17 protein-coding genes, 1 tRNA gene and 1 pseudogene are annotated in these 17,801 nt (G+C 61.3%); 9 read left to right on the top strand and 10 right to left on the bottom strand.

The features are described 5' to 3' along the window. Window positions 1–51 precede the first annotated feature (51 nt). The 6 genes from G7Y51_RS00420 to G7Y51_RS00395 are packed head-to-tail and all read right to left on the bottom strand — an operon-like array spanning window position 52 to window position 4,684. On the bottom strand, window positions 52–1,371 hold the full coding sequence (locus G7Y51_RS00420; RefSeq protein WP_165174499.1) for a PD40 domain-containing protein: 1,320 nt from the start codon (window positions 1,369–1,371) through the stop codon (window positions 52–54). Window positions 1,372–1,403: 32 nt separating this feature from the next. Further along, window positions 1,404–2,321: a TonB family protein gene (locus G7Y51_RS00415; protein WP_165174458.1), complete on the bottom strand. Its 918-nt coding sequence runs from the start codon at window positions 2,319–2,321 to the stop codon at window positions 1,404–1,406. A 50-nt stretch (window positions 2,322–2,371) separates the two neighbouring features. Continuing rightward, the gene (locus G7Y51_RS00410; protein ID WP_165174457.1) at window positions 2,372–2,554 is read right to left on the bottom strand and encodes a hypothetical protein; all 183 of its coding nucleotides are present in this window, start codon (window positions 2,552–2,554) and stop codon (window positions 2,372–2,374) included. A gap of 14 nt (window positions 2,555–2,568) precedes the next feature. After that, window positions 2,569–3,528 (bottom strand): TonB family protein, encoded by a 960-nt coding sequence (locus G7Y51_RS00405; RefSeq protein WP_165174456.1) that lies wholly within the window; start codon window positions 3,526–3,528, stop codon window positions 2,569–2,571. Window positions 3,529–3,534: 6 nt separating this feature from the next. Further along, window positions 3,535–3,987 (bottom strand): protein TolR, encoded by a 453-nt coding sequence (gene tolR, locus G7Y51_RS00400; RefSeq protein ID WP_165174455.1) that lies wholly within the window; start codon window positions 3,985–3,987, stop codon window positions 3,535–3,537. A 1-nt stretch (window position 3,988) separates the two neighbouring features. After that, window positions 3,989–4,684 carry a MotA/TolQ/ExbB proton channel family protein gene (locus G7Y51_RS00395; RefSeq protein ID WP_165174454.1) on the bottom strand — a complete coding sequence of 232 codons (696 nt, stop codon included), beginning with the start codon at window positions 4,682–4,684 and terminating at the stop codon, window positions 3,989–3,991. 492 nt (window positions 4,685–5,176) lie between these two features. Between G7Y51_RS00395 and G7Y51_RS00390 the strand changes: the two genes are divergently transcribed. The 7 genes from G7Y51_RS00390 to G7Y51_RS00360 all read left to right on the top strand — a co-directional run bounded on the left by G7Y51_RS00390 (window position 5,177) and on the right by G7Y51_RS00360 (window position 13,360). Beyond that, the gene (locus G7Y51_RS00390; protein WP_241160078.1) at window positions 5,177–6,502 is read left to right on the top strand and encodes a TolC family protein; all 1,326 of its coding nucleotides are present in this window, start codon (window positions 5,177–5,179) and stop codon (window positions 6,500–6,502) included. Window positions 6,503–6,835: 333 nt separating this feature from the next. Beyond that, the gene (locus tag G7Y51_RS00385; protein WP_165174452.1) at window positions 6,836–8,494 is read left to right on the top strand and encodes a ribonuclease J; all 1,659 of its coding nucleotides are present in this window, start codon (window positions 6,836–6,838) and stop codon (window positions 8,492–8,494) included. Window positions 8,495–8,746: 252 nt separating this feature from the next. Continuing rightward, entirely contained in the window at window positions 8,747–9,022 is a 276-nt protein-coding gene (locus G7Y51_RS00380) for a hypothetical protein (protein ID WP_165174451.1), read from the top strand. Between the two features lie 480 nt (window positions 9,023–9,502). After that, entirely contained in the window at window positions 9,503–10,657 is a 1,155-nt protein-coding gene (gene hflK, locus G7Y51_RS00375; protein WP_165174450.1) for an FtsH protease activity modulator HflK, read from the top strand. Continuing rightward, window positions 10,657–11,505, top strand: a complete 849-nt coding sequence (locus tag G7Y51_RS00370; protein WP_165067128.1) for a protease modulator HflC — start codon at window positions 10,657–10,659, stop codon at window positions 11,503–11,505. The genes hflK and G7Y51_RS00370 overlap by 1 nt, the downstream gene beginning before the upstream one ends. Window positions 11,506–11,540: 35 nt before the next feature. Beyond that, window positions 11,541–12,233, top strand: a complete 693-nt coding sequence (locus tag G7Y51_RS00365) for a helix-turn-helix domain-containing protein (protein ID WP_165174449.1) — start codon at window positions 11,541–11,543, stop codon at window positions 12,231–12,233. 218 nt (window positions 12,234–12,451) lie between these two features. After that, a complete protein-coding gene (locus G7Y51_RS00360; RefSeq protein WP_241160077.1) occupies window positions 12,452–13,360 on the top strand; it encodes a lytic murein transglycosylase in 909 nt (302 codons plus the stop codon). Between the two features lie 124 nt (window positions 13,361–13,484). Here the strand turns inward: G7Y51_RS00360 and G7Y51_RS00355 are convergent, their stop codons facing one another. Together G7Y51_RS00355 and G7Y51_RS00350 are read right to left on the bottom strand one after the other, a co-directional pair. After that, window positions 13,485–13,679 carry a hypothetical protein gene (locus G7Y51_RS00355; protein WP_165174447.1) on the bottom strand — a complete coding sequence of 65 codons (195 nt, stop codon included), beginning with the start codon at window positions 13,677–13,679 and terminating at the stop codon, window positions 13,485–13,487. 111 nt (window positions 13,680–13,790) lie between these two features. Continuing rightward, on the bottom strand, window positions 13,791–14,597 hold the full coding sequence (locus G7Y51_RS00350) for an exodeoxyribonuclease III (protein ID WP_165174446.1): 807 nt from the start codon (window positions 14,595–14,597) through the stop codon (window positions 13,791–13,793). 216 nt (window positions 14,598–14,813) lie between these two features. Between G7Y51_RS00350 and G7Y51_RS00345 the strand changes: the two genes are divergently transcribed. After that, entirely contained in the window at window positions 14,814–15,404 is a 591-nt protein-coding gene (locus G7Y51_RS00345; protein ID WP_165174445.1) for an IMP cyclohydrolase, read from the top strand. A gap of 156 nt (window positions 15,405–15,560) precedes the next feature. Beyond that, complete coding sequence (gene hflX / locus G7Y51_RS00340) at window positions 15,561–17,108, top strand: GTPase HflX (RefSeq protein WP_241160076.1); 1,548 nt, start codon at window positions 15,561–15,563, stop codon at window positions 17,106–17,108. On the opposite strand, the pseudogene G7Y51_RS13655 reads toward hflX, so the two are convergent. Further along, window positions 17,080–17,335, bottom strand: a pseudogene (locus G7Y51_RS13655) (IS5/IS1182 family transposase); the annotation flags it as partial. The gene hflX and the pseudogene G7Y51_RS13655 overlap by 29 nt on opposite strands. A 324-nt stretch (window positions 17,336–17,659) precedes the next feature. After that, window positions 17,660–17,735: transfer RNA gene (locus G7Y51_RS00330), tRNA-Asn, on the bottom strand. Between the last annotated feature and the right edge of the window lie 66 nt (window positions 17,736–17,801).

Below are 17,801 nucleotides of genomic sequence, written 5' to 3'. Positions count from 1 at the left end.
AATGATGGCAGCGCCGCTTTTGAAATTGAATAATTTCAAAAGCAAAATGTTCTATTTGGAGGCGTTCACCGGCATGCCCCAGCGCGGGAAGGATGCCGGGCCGCTTCCGGTGGGCACTTTTTTGGCGTCGCCGCCGTGCCGGGTGGTCAGGTAGATGCCGCGGCCGCCCCCGCGGGTGGAGGAAAAGGCGATGAAGTAGCTGTCCGCGCAGAAGGAAGGCTGCTCGTCGCTGCCCGGGCCAAAGGTTATCTGGCGCTCAATGCCGGTCAGCATATCCTGCACGAAGATGCGGTGCCCGAAATCGGTCATCCGGCTGTAGACCACCAGCGTGCCGTCCGGGGAGAGGTTGGCCTCGGTGTTGTATGTGCCGTTCTTGCTCACTCTGGTCACCGCGCCGCTGCTCAGATCCTTGAGGAAGATCTGCGGGCCGCCCATGCGGGAGGAGGTGAAAGCCATCCTGGTTCCGGTGCTGTCAAAGGTGGGCGAGACGTTGATCGCATTGCTCTGTTCCAGAATGCGTTCCTTCTGAAAAACGTGGTTGAGCAGGAAGATCACCGGGTATTTGCCGTTGGAAAGCGCCACGGCAACCTTGTTGTCCGGCATGAAGGCCGGGCCGATGACCACATTGCCCGGAAAGCGGATGCGCTGCACCTTGCCCGATGTGCGATCCCAGACGCCCAGGGCATGGGATTTGGGATCGATGTGGGTAAAGACCACAAAGCGTCCGTCCGGCGACCAGGCCGGGGACATGGCTTCGCCCGGCATATTGGTGATCTGGCGCAGATCCCGTCCGGTGGGCTTGACCAGCCAGACATTGGCGCTCAGCTTGCCGACCTTTTTTACAAAGGCCAGGGTGGAGCGGAAAAAGGCCCCGTTGCCGGTCAGGGCTTCCAGCAGATCCGCGCAAAAGCGATCCGCCACTTCGGGCAGGTCGCGGGTGGCGACTTTGGGATATTCCTTGCCGAACAGACGGCTGCCGGTGTTGGTCTCAAAGGCGCGGATCTGGACGGGCCTTGTGCCCTTGTCGCCGTCAGGCCAGAAGGTGGTGACCACAATGTCCGAGCCGGCCAGCTGGAAGCGCTTGAAATCCAGGGCAGGCGGCTCGTAGCCCGCCAGCACGATGCCGCCCAGCACGGCTTTGGGGTCCGTAAGGCGCATGAAAGGCAAAAAACTCAAATTCTGCTCGATCAGTTTTTGCAATGCCGCGCCCATGCCCGTGGCCTGAACCTGGGGAGCCGTAAGCGGGGCGGCCAGGGACAGATTGACGATATTCTGGCCCGGACCGATGATGTCCACGCGCATGGCTGCCTGGGCCGCTCCGCCCAGAGCCAGCCAGAGCCCGATGGCCAGGAGAAGGAAGTATTTTTTCATGGCGTCCGTATCCTCGTTCAAGGGCGCGCCGCCTAGTGGCGCACCAGTGTAAAGGTGAGTTCCAGGGTGGTGCCGAGGCCCGCGGGGGGGGGCGACACTCTGTTTGCCCGGCGTATGCCCTGCAGCACGAACCTGTCAAGCCGTTTATCCCCGCTGCTTTCCAGCAGCGTGGCGTCTTTGATCGCCCCTGTGGGCTCCAGCAACAGCCGCACAGTGGCGTAATAGGTGCCGGGCGCGGTTTCCGCCGGGATAAACATGGCCTTGCGCAGATCCCAGACCACACGGGAAAGATATTTGCGGTAGCGCGGATCGTACTTGTCCTGCGCCTTGGGCTGCACGGGCCGCCCCTGGGCCGCGGGTTCCGGCGCGCTCAGGGTCAGCCGCATTTCTTCATCGGTCAGGCCCGTGGGGGAGGGCTTCTGCGATGCCGCGGGCTTTTTCGTTCCGGCGGCAACGGCTTTGGCCGCGCTTTTCTTTTGAGAATCCTTGATCGGTACTGTGGCCGCGCTCTCGTCGCTCACTCCGGTTTTCGCTGTGCCGGGGCGCGCGGCGCTGGCGGCAGGCCTGGCAGCGGAATCCTTGCCCCTGGGCATGCCGGTCCAGAAAGCCAGATGCACATCCAGGGGCATGCCGTACGGCGGCGTGCCGAAACCGGCGATCTGGCGCACCGCCCCGCAGGCGGAGCTGTCCAGAGCCTCCATGCCCGATGTCCTGGTCGGCGTGCAGGCCAGCACCTTGCCCTGGCCGTCCAGGGAAATGCGCACTCTGACTTCAAATTCGCCTTTGAGCGCGGGCGGCGGGGCCCAGACCGCGAGCACCTTGTCAAGCACTTTGCCGGAATAGCCGTCGTTCTGGTCCGCCGCGGCCAAAGCCGCGCCAGACGCAGGGCCCGGGGTGAAGATCAAAGCCCCCAGCAGGATCAGCGCGCCCGCGCGCAACGGAAATGACATAGCATTGTTCTCCTTATGGGCGACGAGGCGCGTGAAAGTGTGACCTTGCTTCAGCCTTTCACGGTTTCGTCCGACGTGAACACCAGCTCCGGTTCCGTATACCCGGATGACGGCGGAGGCGGGAACTGCCCCGCGTCGCAGGCGCGCCTCACGGCCTGGGCCGGAAGCCGGACGGCCATGCACAGCAGGGCGGCCAGCGGGATCAAAAAACATGCGCGCAGCGGAAACGGCATGGCCTCCTTGCGGGCTAGCGCGCCATAAGTTCTTCATATCTGAAGATCAGATCCAGATCCGTGTATTCGGGCGAGGGCGGCGGCGGGAACTCCCCTGCGCGGCTGGTGCTCAGCACGGAGTTCACTGCCGAAGCGTCAAACAAGGCGTTGCCCGAACTCTGGCTGACTTCCGCTTGCTGCACGTTGCCCTGCATGTCCACCCGGACCTTGACCACGCAGCTCAGATTGACCCGTTGCGCGGAATTGAAGCTCCAGTTGGGGCGCACGGCCAGCATAACCTCGCCCATATACAGGTTGTTCAGCCCGCCTCCGCCCGGCCCGTCGCCTTCGCCGCCGCCTCCGCCGCGGTTGCCGCCGGCCTGGCGCTGGGCCTGGGCCAGGGCCTGCTCAATGGCATTGCCCCGGTCGCCGGAATCCGCGCGCGAAGAAGCCTTGCGCCGGGCCTGCTTCAGGGCGGCGGCTACAGGATCCTCTTTGGGAGCCTGCTTTTTCGGGCTTTCTTTTTTCGGCTCTGCTTTCTTTTCCTGCTTTTTCGGCTTTTCGGCAGGCTTTTTTTCTTCCTTTTTCGGCTTTTCCGTCTGGGGCTTTTCCTCTTTTTTCTGCGCAATGGGGGTGGCCTGTTCTTTGACGGGCGCCGGTTTTTTGGGTTCCTTCAAAGGTTCGGGCCGCTTGATCGGCGTAGCTTCCCTGGGGGGAGCGGGCAGGGGCGCCGGTTCCTTGACTTCTTCCCGCGCGCGCGCGGCGATTTCGTTTTTGGGCGCAGGCGGCGTGGGGGCCAGAGGCCCGTCGCCGGGTTCGCCCATGTGCCCCAGAATCGGGGAGGGCGTCCGGTTGCCGCCGGGCGCGCCCTCTACCAGGCTGATCATTACCGGCATGCTGTCAAGCCTGATCGGCGGGCTGGCGGGCCAGAACCAGATCAGCAAAAAAGCCGCCAGATGCAGGCAGAGGGAAAGAACATAGGAAGCCAGGCGCATGTAAACCTACTTCGAGGACGCGCCGGGAGCGCGCCTGCCGCCGGGGACGTCTTCGGGCTGTTCGGCCACCACGCCCAGCTTTTCAATGCCCACGGCCTTGATATGGCCCATGACCTCAACCACAATGCCGTAAGGAACTTCCTTGTCGGCCCGCAGGAAAAGGCTTTTGTTTTTTTCCTTGACCAGGCGTTGCAGGTGGCCTTCCAGCTCGTCCATGTCGTCCACGGCATATTCATCCAGAAAAATCCTGCCGTCGCGACGCACGGTCAGGATCATATGGTCATTCTCGGTGGGCAGCACTTCCACCTGTTTGGTCTGGGGCAGATCCACATCCAGCCCCTGGCTCATCATGGGCGTGGCCACCATAAAGATGATCAAAAGCACCAGCATCACGTCCACAAAGGGCGTGACGTTGATTTCCGAGACGAATTTATTGCCGTTGCCCAGGTTGGCGCCCATCTCAAAGCTCCGTATTGCCCATGCGCTGCACCGGGCGATGGGCATTGAGCTCGCGCTGGACGCGGTTCAGAAAGACGCCCGCGAAGTTGACCAGCAGGGTGTCCACCTGCGAGAGCTTGCCCATGAAGACATTGAAGCCCACCGTGGCGGGCACGGCCACTGCCAGGCCGACGGCCGTGGCGATCAGGGCTTCGGAAATGCCCGGAGCCACCGTGGCCAGGGAGGCGGATTTGAGCAGGCCGATGGAGTGGAAGGAGCTCATGATGCCCCAGACCGTGCCGAACAGGCCGATAAAGGGCGCGGTGTTCGCCGTGGTGGCCAGAAGCGAAAGGGAACGCTGCAAACGGGACAGCTCGCTGGCCACGCCCTGGCGCAGCGAGCGGCGCACATTGTCCACCACGACTTCGCTGCTGTTGCCCAGCTCCTTGGAGCGGTTAAATTCCAGCACGCCCTGATGGGCAATATAATACAGCGGCGATGCCGGATCGGAACCCAGAGACTGCACGGCCTCGCGCAGATTGGAGGCTTTCTCGAAGTGCTCTGTGCCGCTCAGGGCTTTGCGGTTGGCGGCGTTGAGCGCAATGTACTTCTGGATCATCATGCCCCAGCTGGCCACGGACATGACCAGCAGAAGCGTCAAGACGGCTTTGGCCACCAGGCTGGCCTGGGCAATTATCGAAAAAAAACTGAATTCCATGTGGTTCTCCGTAACAATGCGCAATACACCCGGCTGACGTTGTGCCCGTGGCGGGAAGAGCGCCACAGGCTTTTGCTGCGGAGGATGCAACGAGTGGGGCATTTTTTCAAGATTTTTTTTAAAGTTATTTCGGGGCTGATTTCCAACGCAGAGCAGGAGTCCGGCGCGGCGCGCATCTTCACAAGTACCGGAAGTCATTTCAGACATGCTTTCTCCCGTCAGGCGAGAGCCTGACGCGGCGGCAGATCCGCCGGAAACGAGCTGGAAACCGCGTTTTGGGGCCAGGGTCAGCCCTAGCGTGCCCGAAAAGTCGTATTGCCAATGCCGCTGCTCTGAGTGTATGTTGCGGGCATGCCAATGCGAATAGTGTTTTGCCGTGGCCTTGCGCCGTGGCTTTTTGCCTTTTTGTGGGCTGTGGGCGTCTGTTCCGCTTGCAATGCCGTTTGGGCGGCGGCCCAGAATTCTTCCGCGGCGGCTTCCCGCGCAGGTTCCATGAAATCCGCACCCGCGCCGCTCTACAAGGGGCAACGCCCGCAATCTCTGGAAAATGCGCATCAGGGCCTGCCGGATGCCATAACCATGCCCCAGGCCGTTGAACGCGCCCTGAAGTTCAATCCCAGCCTGGGCGCGCAGGAATCGCAGAGCCGCTCCTCGGAAGAGGGCCGCAAATCCGCGCGCGGCGCCTTTGGCCCCAAGCTGGGCATGAGCTATACGGCCGTCAGGCAGGAGAGAACCTCCTCCCCTTCCACCACGCGCCCGCCGGAACTGGGAACCTACAGCTGGGGGGTGGAAGTCTCCCAGCCGGTATTTCAGGGTTTCAGGCTGCTGGCCAGGTATCAGAAAGCCGCCTTGCAGGCGGACAGCGACAAGGCCGCCCTGCGCAATGCCGAGCTGGCCATGACCGAACAGGTGCAGACCTATTTTCTGAATTATCTGCGCGCTGAGGAAAACGTGCGCAGCGAGCGGGACTCTCTGGCCCGGCTGCGCGATCAACTGCGCATCACCACGGCCTTTTTCGATGTGGGCCTGCGGCCGCGTCTGGACGTGCTGCAGGCGGAGGTCAATGTGAGCCAGGCGGAAAACCTGCTGATCCAGGCGGAAAACAACCGCGACACCAGTCTGGCCATGCTCAATACACTGCTGGGGCTGCCTGCCACGGCCAGGGCGGAATATGCGGGCAGGCTCGCCCATGTGCCGTTCAACCGGACTCTGGAGCAATGTCTGGAAACCGCGTACCGGCAGCGGCCCGATCTCTATATGGCCGCCAGATCCGTGGAAATCGCGGGCAAGGAGCAGCGCGAGGTCCAGAGCGACTATTACCCGGAGGTGGAGGCCTATTACAACATCACGCAGACCGGCAACACCCCGGATCTGCAACGGGCGGGCAGCAGCGATCGCAGCTCGCGCGGAACCACCTGGGAGGTGGGAGCCCGCGCCACCTGGAATGTCTTTCAATGGGGCGCCACCTATTACGCGGATAAGCAGGCGGGCTGGCTGGTCAGCAAAATGCGCTACGAAGAGGACAACCTGAAGCTCACGGTAGGCTATGAGATCAAATCCAAATTGCTGGCCGTGCATGAGGCGCAGAAGCGCATTTCCGTGGCCGAAAAGGGCGTGGAGCAGGCAAGGGAAGCGTATAATGTGGCCCTGGCCCGGTATCAGGAGCAGGTGGGCACCAACTTCGACGTGCTTGACGCTTCCGCCAGGCTGACCACGGCCCAGGCCTCGCTGACCGGCGCCAAGGCGGATTATCTTACGGCCCTGGCCCAGATTTATGTAGCTATGGGCGAATTTCATCCCGACCTCATGCAACGGTAGGCGCTGCCCGGCTTTCGCGAAAGGCAGCGCATCTCAAGGCTCAAACGCAGTGATGCCGCGCATCGTGCGCCGCAAGGCGCGGGATTGGCTCGCGAACAGTTTTTTCCACTCAATGAGCCTTTGCAAAGGCAAAGCGTTTCAAAAGCAATCTTCTCCAGCGCATCCGGAAGCGGACGGCAGCAGGCCGTGCCGGAATGCGGAACCGTGGGGAAGGGGCGGGATCATGCTCCCGCCGTGGCCGCAACCCCGATGCCGCGTCATGCGGTTTCGGCCTGAACTCGCAATCACGGAGCGCGCCCGTTTTGCAGCGCGTCAACAACAGGCACGGCAGACATGAACGAAGCATATCTCAGCATTACGCCTCTTGGGGGGCTTGGGGAAATCGGCCTCAACTGTCAACTGTGGGAAAGCGCGGGCGGCGTGGTCATGGTGGACTGCGGGCTGATGTTCCCGGACGACGCGCATCTGGGCGTGGACGTGGTCATTCCGCATTTCGGCGCTGTGAGGAACATCAAAGACAAGCTGCTGGGCATTGTGCTCACCCACGGCCATGAGGATCACATTGGCGCGCTGCCCTGGCTTGTGCCGGAACTCAAGGGCACGCGCATTTACGGCTCGCGCTTCACCCTGGCTCTGGTGGAGCACAAGCTGCGCGAGCACGAAATCCTGGACTGGGTGGAACTTTGCCCGGTGGACGCCAAAACCGTGCTGCCGCTGGGCGATTTGAAGTTTCACTTTTTCCCGGTCTGTCATTCCATTCCCGAAGGCTTCGGCCTGGGCGTGGAAACGCCAGTGGGCCGGGTGGTGCACAGCGGGGATTTCAAAATCGATCCGCACCCCCTGGGCGGATCGGGCACGGATTTGCAGTTGTTTCGCGACTTCGCCGGGCCAAAAGGCGCGCGCCTCTTGCTTTCGGATTCCACCAATGTGATGCGCGAGGGGCGTTCGCTCACGGAGCGGGAAGTCAAGGAGTCTCTGGGCAAGGTCTTTGATTCGGCGGAAGGCCGGATTGTGATCACGCTTTTTTCCAGCCATATCCAGCGCATCCAGGAAGTCTTCGATCTGGCCCGGGAGCACGGGCGCACGGTGGTGATCAGCGGCAAATCCCTGGCCAATAATATTGAAATGGCGCGGGATCTGGGCTTTGCCAGGCTGCCGCCCGCCTTTTTCAACGCGCACAACGGGGTGCCGGATCTGCCGGACAACCGGCTCGTGCTGGTGGTCACCGGCGCGCAGGGCGAGCCGCTCTCGGCGCTCTCGCGTATGGTTCTGGGCGGCCACCGCCAGCTCTGCATCCGCAAGGGCGATACGGTGGTCATGAGCTCGCGGATGATTCCGGGCAACGCCAAGGCCATTTCCCGCCTGATCAATGAGATGTACCGCCTGGGCGCGGAAGTGCTCTATGAGAGCGTGCACGCCATCCACGCTTCCGGCCATGCCCACAGCGAGGAATTGCGCGAAATGCTCCTGGCGGTGCAGCCAGAGCTTTTTGTGCCGGTGCATGGCGAGTATCAGCATCTGGTCAAGCACGGCCGGCTGGCCGCCGCGTGCGGCGTGGCGCAGGAAAATATCATCCTTCTGGAAGACGGCCAGCCTCTGACGCTTTTGCCCGACGCCTTCCGCCTGGAAGATCGCGTGCCCGTGGAATGCACTCTGGTGGACGGCAAGGGCGTGGGCGACGTGGGTTTTGCCGTGCTCAAGGAACGGCGCATACTGGGCGACGAAGGCATGGTCATTGTGGTTCTGGTGGTGGATTCGGAGACAGGCAGCGTGCTGCACGGTCCGGAAATGATTTCCAAGGGCTTTGTTTTCGAGCAGCATTACAGCCACTTGCTGGAAGACGCCAAATGCCTTGTGCTGGATGAGATCGAGGCGGCCCGGCCCGGGCAGCTTACGCGCATGCAGGAGGGCATCCGCTCTTCCCTGCGGCGTTTTTTCCGCCGCGTGCTGGAACGCGACCCGGTGGTGGTGCCGATCATCAGCGAAGTGTAGAGCCTGTTCAACCTGTTCAAAAGGATCTGCCGAATACCCCGGCAGCACGGGCGCGGCCGTCCGCAAAACAGCCAAACGGCCCTGGCGCGAATTTCTTTTCAGACGCCCGGCAAAGGGCAGCGGTTCTGCTCTCTGCCGGGCGGTATGCTTTTTGCTTCCTTCCCCCTGTAAGGAGAGACAGGCGGAAAAAAGTGCCGTGGCCCCCTGCGCGGCACGGGCGCTTTGCCCCAAAAGGACTCTCCCGGAGGAAGCATGGCACAGCGGATCATTACCTTGAGCAAAGCGTATACGGCTCCTTATGCCCTGTTAAGCACGGTGCTGCTGGGCAGCGCATTCTTTTTCGCTTTTCTGCTCTGGCAAGGCGGCACGGCCCAGGACCCGCGCCGCGGCCTGAGCGAGTATGCGCCCGGCTTCGCGGTGGAGGCCGACGTGGTGCGCGTTGTGCGCGTGGTGCCGCTGGCAGGCGCAAGCCTGCGCAGCCCCAGTGTGCGCGCCGGAAAGGAGTATGTGGCTGGCATGGCGGAGTAGGGCAATTTCATTTTGAAATTCTCTGGCGGCTGCCGGAGCATCTGCCGTGAGTCCTTGCCGAAAAAATAAAAAGTCCTATTATAGAAAAATAATTTGTACAAGCCAGGGCGAAAGCCCGCTTTCCGGCATCGCAGTTTGCAAAGGCGGGGCCATGGTGTTTTTTATGTGTTCTGTGGGAAGCAAATGCGGCAGTGTATGGTCCGATGGCTTTTTATGCCCTTTCAGAATACGTTCTCAACGCCGCTCTTTCTAAAAAAGCATCAGTCGAAAAGTCTTTCCCATCTTAAACTTGCGGAGATTCTTCCTCGCGTTTTGCCAACCGGCGCGCCGCGCCCCGGCCTGTTATTGTGCTGTCGCCCGTCTTGACCAGGATGGAATCGTGTCCTATTTATAAACACTACCCCTCACCCTCAGGGCGTACCATCTGTATGCATTGTCTATGGCCGCCCGCACATCTGAAGCAAAGGTATTGCCTCCACCATGAATTGGGATTGGGACAAATTACAGGAAAAACGGCAGAGACAGCAGGGGCAGAATCCGCCCCCCCGCCCCCCCCGCGATCAGGATGATGAGGCGTCGGAGCGCGGCGAGCCCCGCGCCAGGCGCACTCCCTTTGGCAAGGGCAGGCAGCCGGACGGCAATCCGTTCAATCGCCTTTCCCAAATGCGCGTGCCCAAAGGGCGAGCGGTGATTCTGGTCGTGCTTGCCGTTGTGGTTCTATGGCTGTTGTCGGGCATTTACATCGTCAACCCCGATGAGCAGGGCGTGGTGCTGCGCTTCGGCAAGTATGACCGCACGGAAGGCCCCGGGCCGCATTATGCCTGGCCTGTGCCCATTGAGTCGGTCTACAAGCCGCATGTCACCCAGGTGTTGCGCAGCGAGGTGGGGTTCCGCTCCGTGGGGCAGAGCGCCACCTTCCAGCAGGGCCAGTTGCGGACAATACCCGAAGAAGCCTCCATGCTGACGGGCGACGAAAATATCGTCAATGTCCAGTTCAGCGTGCAGTACAAGATCAGCGATCCCGTGCAATATCTTTTCAATGTGAGCGCGCCTACCGCACTTGTGCGCAACGCGGCCGAGGCCGCCATGCGCGAAGTCATCGGCAACAGCCAGATCGACTCCGCGATCACTGACGGCAAGCTCAAGATCCAGAGCGAGGCCACGCAGCTTCTGCAGCAGATTCTCAATCGCTATGGAGCGGGCATTCAGGTCATAGCCGTGCAGTTGCAGGACGTGCATCCCCCGCAGGACGTCATCGACGCCTTCAAGGATGTGGCCAGCGCCCGCGAGGACAAGAGCCGGATCATCAATGAAGCCGAAGCCTACCGCAACGAGCTTTTGCCCAAGGCGCGCGGGCAGGCGGCGGCCCTGCGCAACCAGGCCGAAGCCTACAATGCCACCCGGGTGCGCACTGCCGAGGGCGATGCCTCCCGTTTCGATGCCCTGCGCCAGGAACATGCCAAAGCCCCCAAGGTCACGGAGCAGCGGCTGTATTATGAAGCAATGGAAGGAATTCTGTCCGGCGCGAAAGACAAGGTGCTGATGGACGGCGCAGCCGCCGGCCGCGTGTTGCCCTATCTGCCGCTGCCCGGCCTGGACCAGCCTCAGGCCCCTAGGGGCCCGGAGAAAAAGTAATGCGTAAAAATCCGCTGCTTCTGACTGTTCTGGCACTTGTCGTCGTGATTTTTGCCAGCCAGTGTTTCTTCACCGTACACCAGACCCAGAAAGCCCTGGTGCTGCAACTGGGCGAGCCGCTTTCGCGGGTGTACGGGCCGGGCCTGCATTTCAAGCTGCCCTTTATTCAGAACGTGGTCTATTTTGATTCCCGCGTGCTGGATTACGAGGCACGCTCGCGAGAAGCCTTCACCGTGGACAAGAAGGCCATCGTGCTTGATAACTACGCCCGCTGGAAGATCATCAATCCGCTCCAGTTTTACCGCACCATGCGCACCATACCCGGAGCGCAGGCGCGCCTGGACGATGTGGTCTATTCACAGTTGCGGGCTTTGATCGGCGCGTACACCCTCACCGAGGTGGTGTCTTCCCAGCGCGCGGCGATCATGAAGGAAGTGACCAACAAGGTCTCGGAGCTGATGAAGCCTTTCGGCGTGGAAGTGCTGGACGTGCGCATCAAGCGCACGGATTTGCCGGCGGAAAACCAACGGGCCATTTTCGGACGCATGCGCGCCGAGCGCGAGCGCCAGGCCAAGCAGTACCGTTCGGAGGGCGAGGAGGAATCCACGCGCATCCGCTCGGACGCGGATCGCCAGAGCGCCGTGATCCTCGCCGAAGCCGCCCGTGAGGCGCAGATCGTGCGTGGCGCGGGCGACGCCAGGGCTGCGTCCATCTATGCGGAGGCCTACAACAAGTCGCCGGAATTTTATGCCTACCAGCGTTGGCTGGAGGCCATGCGCAAATCCTTCAAAGACAACAGTAAAATGGTGCTTACCAATCAAGCGCCGCTTCTTAATCTGCAACAATGACAACGCGGCCCTGAGCCGCGTTATGGAGTCGCCTCATGCCTGCCTTTGCAGAGATATACGAACGCATCAAGCTGGCCACCAGCAGCCGCACCCAAGTGGAACTGGCCGAAGTGCTGGATATTCGCCAGTCGAGCATTTCAGACGCCAAACGGCGCAATTCCGTGCCGGGCGACTGGTATATGAAGTTGTTTGAAAAGTTCGGTCTTAACCCTGACTGGCTCAAGCAGGGAGTAGGGCCCATGTATCTGCGCACCGAGCACGGCTACATGCCGCAGGACGCGCCGGCCGCTCTGGCCGAAAGCGCGGCCCATTACGGTGATGCCCTGGCCAAGCATTCCGTTTCCACGATTTTCGACATGCAGTGCGCGTATAACGACAAGGCCTCCCGGCCGGAGCTGACGCCGGTGGGCAAAATCGCCTTGCCGCTTTCTCTGGGACGGGAAGGGCTTCTGGTGCTGCGCATGCGCGGGGCCAACATGAGCCCCCTGATCCTTCCCGGAGCGCATTTGGGTGTGGATACTCTGGACAATACCGTGGTTTCCGGCCAGATATACGCCATTTTTGCGCCCAATGAAGGGCTTATGCTGCGCCGCGTGTTTTTGAACAGCGCGCAGGACGGCTATCTGCTGCGCTCGGAGAGTCCGGATTTTCCCGAAACCGCATTGACGCCCGAACTGCTGGCCAAGCGCCTGTTGGGCCGGGTCGTCTGGATTCTGCAGGAGCTGTAAGCATGCGCCCTTGGCGGCCGCGGCACAAAACCGTATGCTTTTGCCGGGTTTTTTTGCCGGGCTGCTTTTTGACCATTTGTTTGTTGCTCGCTGCCTGCGGCGGGGCCCAAACGGCTTCACCGCCGCCCGCCGCAGGCGCGACGGGCGACACAATTTCAGATCCTGTTCCGCCGCTTTCCCCAAACCGGGGCGCGCCAGCCTCAAGCGACTCTGCAAGCGTGTCGGCGCCGGGCGGCCATACGCAGGCCGCGCCGCCCGGCCCGGCTGCGGGCATTGCGCCTGTGTGGCAGCCCCTGGCCCGCCGCCTGGCCGCGGACGGTCTGGCCGGCCCCGAGGTGGACAGGCTGCTGGCCACGCTGGGGAATACGCCCAGCCAGTCGCCCATGGGCCGCAAGATGCGCGAGCTCTATCTGCGGCGTTTTTTCCCCAGGCCGCCTTCGGGCAAGCCCGCGCCCTTGTATTACAAGGGCGTGGCCACAGAGCGCAACGCCCGCTTGTGCCGGGAGTTTATCGCGGCCAACGCGCAGGCTTTTGCCAGTGCCGAGGCGTGCTACGGCGTGCCCCCGGCCATTGCCGCATCCCTGCTTTTTGTGGAGACGCGCCTCGGCAAGGTGCTGGCCGACGTGCCTGAAAATGCCTTTTACACCCTGGCCAGCATGGCGGTGAGCCGGGAGCCCCAAAGCATCAGCCAATGGCTGCCGCGCATGCCCGGCTATGAGCAGCATCTGGACTGGTTTGCAGCAACCATGCCCAGGCGCGCAGACTGGGCGTACAAGGAAGTGCGCGCCTTGCTGCAGCATCTGCTGCGCGAGAAGGCCGATCCGCGCACGCTCCCCGGTTCTATTTACGGGGCCGTGGGTCTGTGCCAGTTTATGCCCTCCAATATTGCCGTCTATGGCGCTGACGGCGACGGCGACGGAAAGGTGGATCTTTTCAGCGTGCCCGACGCGGTGGCCAGCCTGGCCAACTATCTGGCCAGACACGGCTGGAAGCCGGGGCTCGCGCGCGACCGGCAGCACAAGATCCTGATGGCCTACAACCATTCACAAACCTATGCCAACACCATCCTGGCCCTGAGCGATCTGGTGACCCGAACGCCTGAGATCCCATCGGCGAAATCACGCTGAAATCCACGGACGGGAAAGTGCCTTGCGGAGATCGGACTGCCTCCTGTGTGCCTCCGGCTCTTCGGACGGGGAAGAGCTAGAGCGGTTTGCTAATAAAATTAGCTAAACCGCTCTGGCGACAGCGTTAGCTGGCGCCCGCGCCGAATGAGCGTCCAGACCGCGCTCTGGACGCGAAATGATGGCAGCGCCGCTTTTGAAATTGAATAATTTCAAAAGCAAAATGCTCTAGAGCATATTGCTTTTGAGCCGCCGTGCGTTTCAAAGTTTCGTTCTGACGGAAAAAGCGCTTATCGCTGCTGTCGATTGCCGCAAGGCTCATTGTACTCGTCAACGGCAACAGCCCTGCGGGCTGCCTCCGCTCGCTTGGGCAGAACCCGCGCCGCATCGTGCCGTCATCGCGCTGCTGTGGCGGCAGAAATGCGGGCAGGCGCTACAGTTCCAGGGCAAGGCCCACCGGGCAATGATCCGAGCCGTAGACCTGGTCTTCAATCCAGGCGTCGCGGATGGCCGGCTCCAGTTCTTCGGAAACAAAAAAATAATCAATGCGCCAGCCGATGTTCTTTGCCCGCGCGCGCGTTTTGTACGACCACCAGGAATAGCAGCCGGTTTTGTCGCCATGCACCTGGCGGAAGGTATCCACATAGCCCATTGCTGTGAAACGATCCAAAAAGGCGCGTTCTTCGGGCAGAAAACCGGTATTTTTCACATTTTGCCTGGGGCGTGCCAGATCAATGGCTTTGTGGGCAATGTTGAAATCCCCGCAGACCACAACAGGTTTGCTTTGGCGGCACTCTTCGGCATAGCTCAGAAACGCCTCGAAAAAACCCATTTTATAGGGCACGCGCCTGAATCGCCCTGTGGGCTTGCCGTTTTCATCCAACTCCTCGGCCCCGCCATTGGGGAAGTACCCGTTGAAAAAATGAAAATCCGCAAATTCGAGATGCAGCAAACGCCCCTCGCCCTGGTAGGCGGGATCGGGCAGTTCCGCCCGCGCGGCCAGAGGGGCGATCTTGCTGAATACGGCTACGCCCGAATAGCCTTTCCTGACATGGCTTGAATCCCAGTGCGCCTGCCAACCGGCGGGCTCGGCCACTTCCGGCCTGAGCTGATCGGGATGGGCCTTGGTTTCCTGCAGGGCCACAATCTGCGCGTCCGTTTCCGCGAACCAGCGCCAATCGCTTTTGGCGGCCAGGGCCCGCAGGCCGTTTACATTCCAGGAAACAAGTTTGATCAGCATACTCCCTCCACTGGCGGCAAAATACCCTGGCCCGCGCAGGAGAGCAAGCAGTGCGAAAAGGTCTCCCACAAGGCGCGGCATCCGAAAAACCTGCCTGCGCGCAGGCCGTTGCGAAGAGTTTTTTTTTCCGGTACAGGAAAAGTGTTTGTGAGCGTCGGATCTGACACTGAATTCGCTCGCCGGCAGGTATACGTTTCGTCTGCAAGGAGTGCCCTCATGGAAAGATTGCCCATCCGTCGCGCTATTTTGAGCGTCACAGACAAGAGCGGGCTTGTGGATTTCGCCACATTTCTTGTTGCGCGCGGCGTGGAGCTGATCTCCACGGGGGGCACCCAGAAAGTGCTCTGCGCGGCCGGGCTGCCCGTCACTGCCGTAAGCACGGTGACGGGTTTTCCGGAAATTCTGGACGGCCGCGTCAAAACGCTGCATCCCAAAATCCACGCGGGCATCCTGGCCAATAAGGACGATCCCTTCCATTTGCAGACCCTGGCGGAAAAGGGCATCCGGCCTTTTGACCTGGTCTGCGTCAACCTCTACGACTTTGCCGGCGCTGTGGAGCGTCGCCTTTCTCTGGAAGAAGCCGTGGAGGAAATCGATATCGGCGGCCCCTGCATGCTGCGCGCTGCGGCCAAAAACTTTCACAGCGTCCTGGTGCTGCCCTCGCCGCAATGGTACGGTGCGGCAATGGATGAAATGCGCAAGAATGAAATGACCGTGGGCCTGGAGTTCCGGCAGATTATGGCTTCGCGGGCTTTTGAGGCCACCTCGCGCTATGACGCGCTGATCACGTCCTATCTGCGGCCCTAACCCCAGGAGTTCCCCATCTCTAAACCCGAAGGCAACCTGCAAGGCCTCAAGCCAAGTCAGATCAACGCGCTGAACCGGCTTTTCAACCGCCGTTTTCCGGCCGAAGACGTTTATACCATTGAGCAGGCCCGCGAGCTCGCGCTGCTTTCGCGCGCCGTGGGGCGGCAGGTGGGTTTGCTTATCGATCGCAAGGGCCGGGTGAACATGGTTCTGGTGGGCGAGCCTGCAAGCATTCTGATTCCCGAACTGCCGCGCGGCCGTTCCGGCGCGGATCGTCTGCGCGGCCTGCGATTCCTGCATACCCACCTTTCGCCTGACGGCGTGAGCCAGGAAGACCTCATGGATATGCTCTTCCTGCGGCTGGACGCGATCATCACGCTCAGCGTGAACCCGACAGGCGAGCCTGTACAATGGCAGGCCGCGCATCTGCTGCCATCGGGCGCGGCAGACAAGCCTTACCATCTGGAAGCGCCGCGCCCCTGGGATCATACGGCCGCGCAGTTTTCGGCCACAGCCGAGGCGCTGGAAGCGGAACTGGGCCGCAGCGCCGAGGATGCCCGGCAGGCCGGCGCCGCGCCGCGCGCTCTGCTGGTTTCCGTGGCGACCCTGCCGCGGGTTTTGCAGGAGCGCAACCTGGACGAGCTGGCCGAACTGGCCCGCACAGCCGGGTTGATTGTAGCCGGGCGCATGGTGCAGCGCGTGGCGCAGATCAATCCCCGCCTGATCCTGGGCAAAGGCAAAGTGGCGGAACTGGAAGTGCTGGCCCTGCAGGGCCGCGCGGGCATGCTGGTTTTCGACGGCGAGCTCTCGCCCACGCAGCTGCATAATCTGGCTGACATCACCGAGCGCAAGGTCATTGACCGCACCCAGCTTATTCTGGACATTTTTGCGCAGCATGCCGTAAGCAGAGCAGGCAAGCTCCAGGTAGAGCTGGCTCAGTTGCGGTATACCCTGCCGCGGCTGGTGGGCAAAAACCGGGCCATGGATCGGCTGATGGGCGGCATCGGCGGCCGCGGGCCCGGTGAAACCAAGCTGGAAACGGATCGCCGCAAAAGCCGCGAGCGCATGACGCGGCTGCGCAAAGAGCTGGATCAGCTGCGGCGACAACGCGCCTTCACCCGAAGCCGCCGCTCGCGCCAGGGCATTCCCCTGGCCGCGCTGGTGGGCTATACCAATGCAGGCAAGTCTACCCTTCTGAACACGTTGACCCGCTCGGAAGTGCGGGCTGAAAACAAGCTCTTCGCCACATTGGATCCGACCACCCGGCGGCTGCGCTTTCCTGCTGAAAAAGAAATCATTCTGGCCGATACCGTGGGCTTTATCCGCAATCTGCCCCAAGAGCTGACCGACGCCTTCCGCGCCACTCTGGAAGAGCTGGACGCGGCGGATTTGCTGCTGCATGTGGCGGACGCTTCGCATCCCGACCTGTTGCAGCAGATTGCGGCCGTGGAAACAATTCTTGCCGAAATGGAACTGAATCGCGTGCCGCGCCTGCTGCTGCTCAACAAATGGGATCAGCTGGAAGCCCCGGCCAGAGCCGAGCTGGCCGATGCTTTTCCAACTGCCCTGCCGGTTTCGGCCAAAAGCGGCGAAGGGCTGAAAAGTCTTCTGGCGCAGTTGGAAAGCGCGCTGCTGACCCTGCACAGGCCGCCGCTGGCGGACGTTCCCTTCTTGCATCTCCCGCATTGCCGGGGGAAAGACTGAATATCAGGGCACATTCAGGGGACGCGGCAACCAAATGAAGTTTGGTTGTCCATCCGCCTCTGGATTTGCCGATGGATTGGGGGCCTGTTTTTTTAAGCCCCTGTTCCATCGGGGTGAACCTTGATGATAGTGCTGTCAAGAGAAAGAACCTTGATTTTGACGGCAATGAGCCGCTCGCGCTGAAGCCGCTCAAAAATTTTGGCGAGGACGCCATTTTCCGCCCGCTGTACCCCGGCGAACTTGGCGAGGACGCGGTGGAAGTCTTCCGCTTCGGGGACTTTGTGGGATGGATAATTGAGGGCTAGATTTGTGTATGCTCTGACACACGCGGGCAACACAGCGCGAGAACTATACAAAAAACGTGCCAGAGCGGAAAATCTGCCCCGGCACGTTCTCATTTTACGCGACAGCTCACATCGGATACCGAACATTATACCGACCTGACGGTCGGTATGTCGATAGACGTTACCGGATGGCCGAGCGTCAAAAAGGAGAAAAGTGAAGCCCCACAAGGCCTTTTGGGCTTTGTGGGGCTTCCTTGGATTTGGAATTGGCTCCCCGAGACGGACTTGAACCGCCAACCTAGTGATTAACAGTCACCCGCTCTGCCGATTGAGCTATCGGGGAATGGTGAAGACAGAACATTTCTTACGGAAAAGCGCGCGCCAGGTCAAGCAAAAAGTTATCCTGGCA

This window comes from Desulfovibrio sp. ZJ369, assembly GCF_011039085.1.
Taxonomy (GTDB): Bacteria; Desulfobacterota; Desulfovibrionia; order Desulfovibrionales; family Desulfovibrionaceae; genus Desulfovibrio.
This window is presented reverse-complemented; position numbering and strand designations above follow the sequence as displayed.

Bases quoted from the DNA above. Each gene is read 5' to 3' on its own strand.
- G7Y51_RS00390 (WP_241160078.1), top strand. From the start codon at position 5,177: ATGAAATCCGCACCCGCGCCGCTCTACAAGGGGCAACGCCCGCAATCT.
- G7Y51_RS00380 (WP_165174451.1), top strand. From the start codon at position 8,747: ATGGCACAGCGGATCATTACCTTGAGCAAAGCGTATACGGCTCCTTAT.
- G7Y51_RS00370 (WP_165067128.1), top strand. From the start codon at position 10,657: ATGCGTAAAAATCCGCTGCTTCTGACTGTTCTGGCACTTGTCGTCGTG.
- G7Y51_RS00420 (WP_165174499.1), bottom strand. From the start codon at position 1,371: ATGAAAAAATACTTCCTTCTCCTGGCCATCGGGCTCTGGCTGGCTCTG.
- G7Y51_RS00410 (WP_165174457.1), bottom strand. From the start codon at position 2,554: ATGCCGTTTCCGCTGCGCGCATGTTTTTTGATCCCGCTGGCCGCCCTG.
- G7Y51_RS00395 (WP_165174454.1), bottom strand. From the start codon at position 4,684: ATGGAATTCAGTTTTTTTTCGATAATTGCCCAGGCCAGCCTGGTGGCC.
- hflK (WP_165174450.1), top strand. From the start codon at position 9,503: ATGAATTGGGATTGGGACAAATTACAGGAAAAACGGCAGAGACAGCAG.
- G7Y51_RS00385 (WP_165174452.1), top strand. From the start codon at position 6,836: ATGAACGAAGCATATCTCAGCATTACGCCTCTTGGGGGGCTTGGGGAA.
- G7Y51_RS00355 (WP_165174447.1), bottom strand. From the start codon at position 13,679: ATGAGCCTTGCGGCAATCGACAGCAGCGATAAGCGCTTTTTCCGTCAG.
- G7Y51_RS00415 (WP_165174458.1), bottom strand. From the start codon at position 2,321: ATGTCATTTCCGTTGCGCGCGGGCGCGCTGATCCTGCTGGGGGCTTTG.
- G7Y51_RS00350 (WP_165174446.1), bottom strand. From the start codon at position 14,597: ATGCTGATCAAACTTGTTTCCTGGAATGTAAACGGCCTGCGGGCCCTG.
- G7Y51_RS00365 (WP_165174449.1), top strand. From the start codon at position 11,541: ATGCCTGCCTTTGCAGAGATATACGAACGCATCAAGCTGGCCACCAGC.
- tolR (WP_165174455.1), bottom strand. From the start codon at position 3,987: ATGGGCGCCAACCTGGGCAACGGCAATAAATTCGTCTCGGAAATCAAC.
- G7Y51_RS00345 (WP_165174445.1), top strand. From the start codon at position 14,814: ATGGAAAGATTGCCCATCCGTCGCGCTATTTTGAGCGTCACAGACAAG.
- G7Y51_RS00405 (WP_165174456.1), bottom strand. From the start codon at position 3,528: ATGCGCCTGGCTTCCTATGTTCTTTCCCTCTGCCTGCATCTGGCGGCT.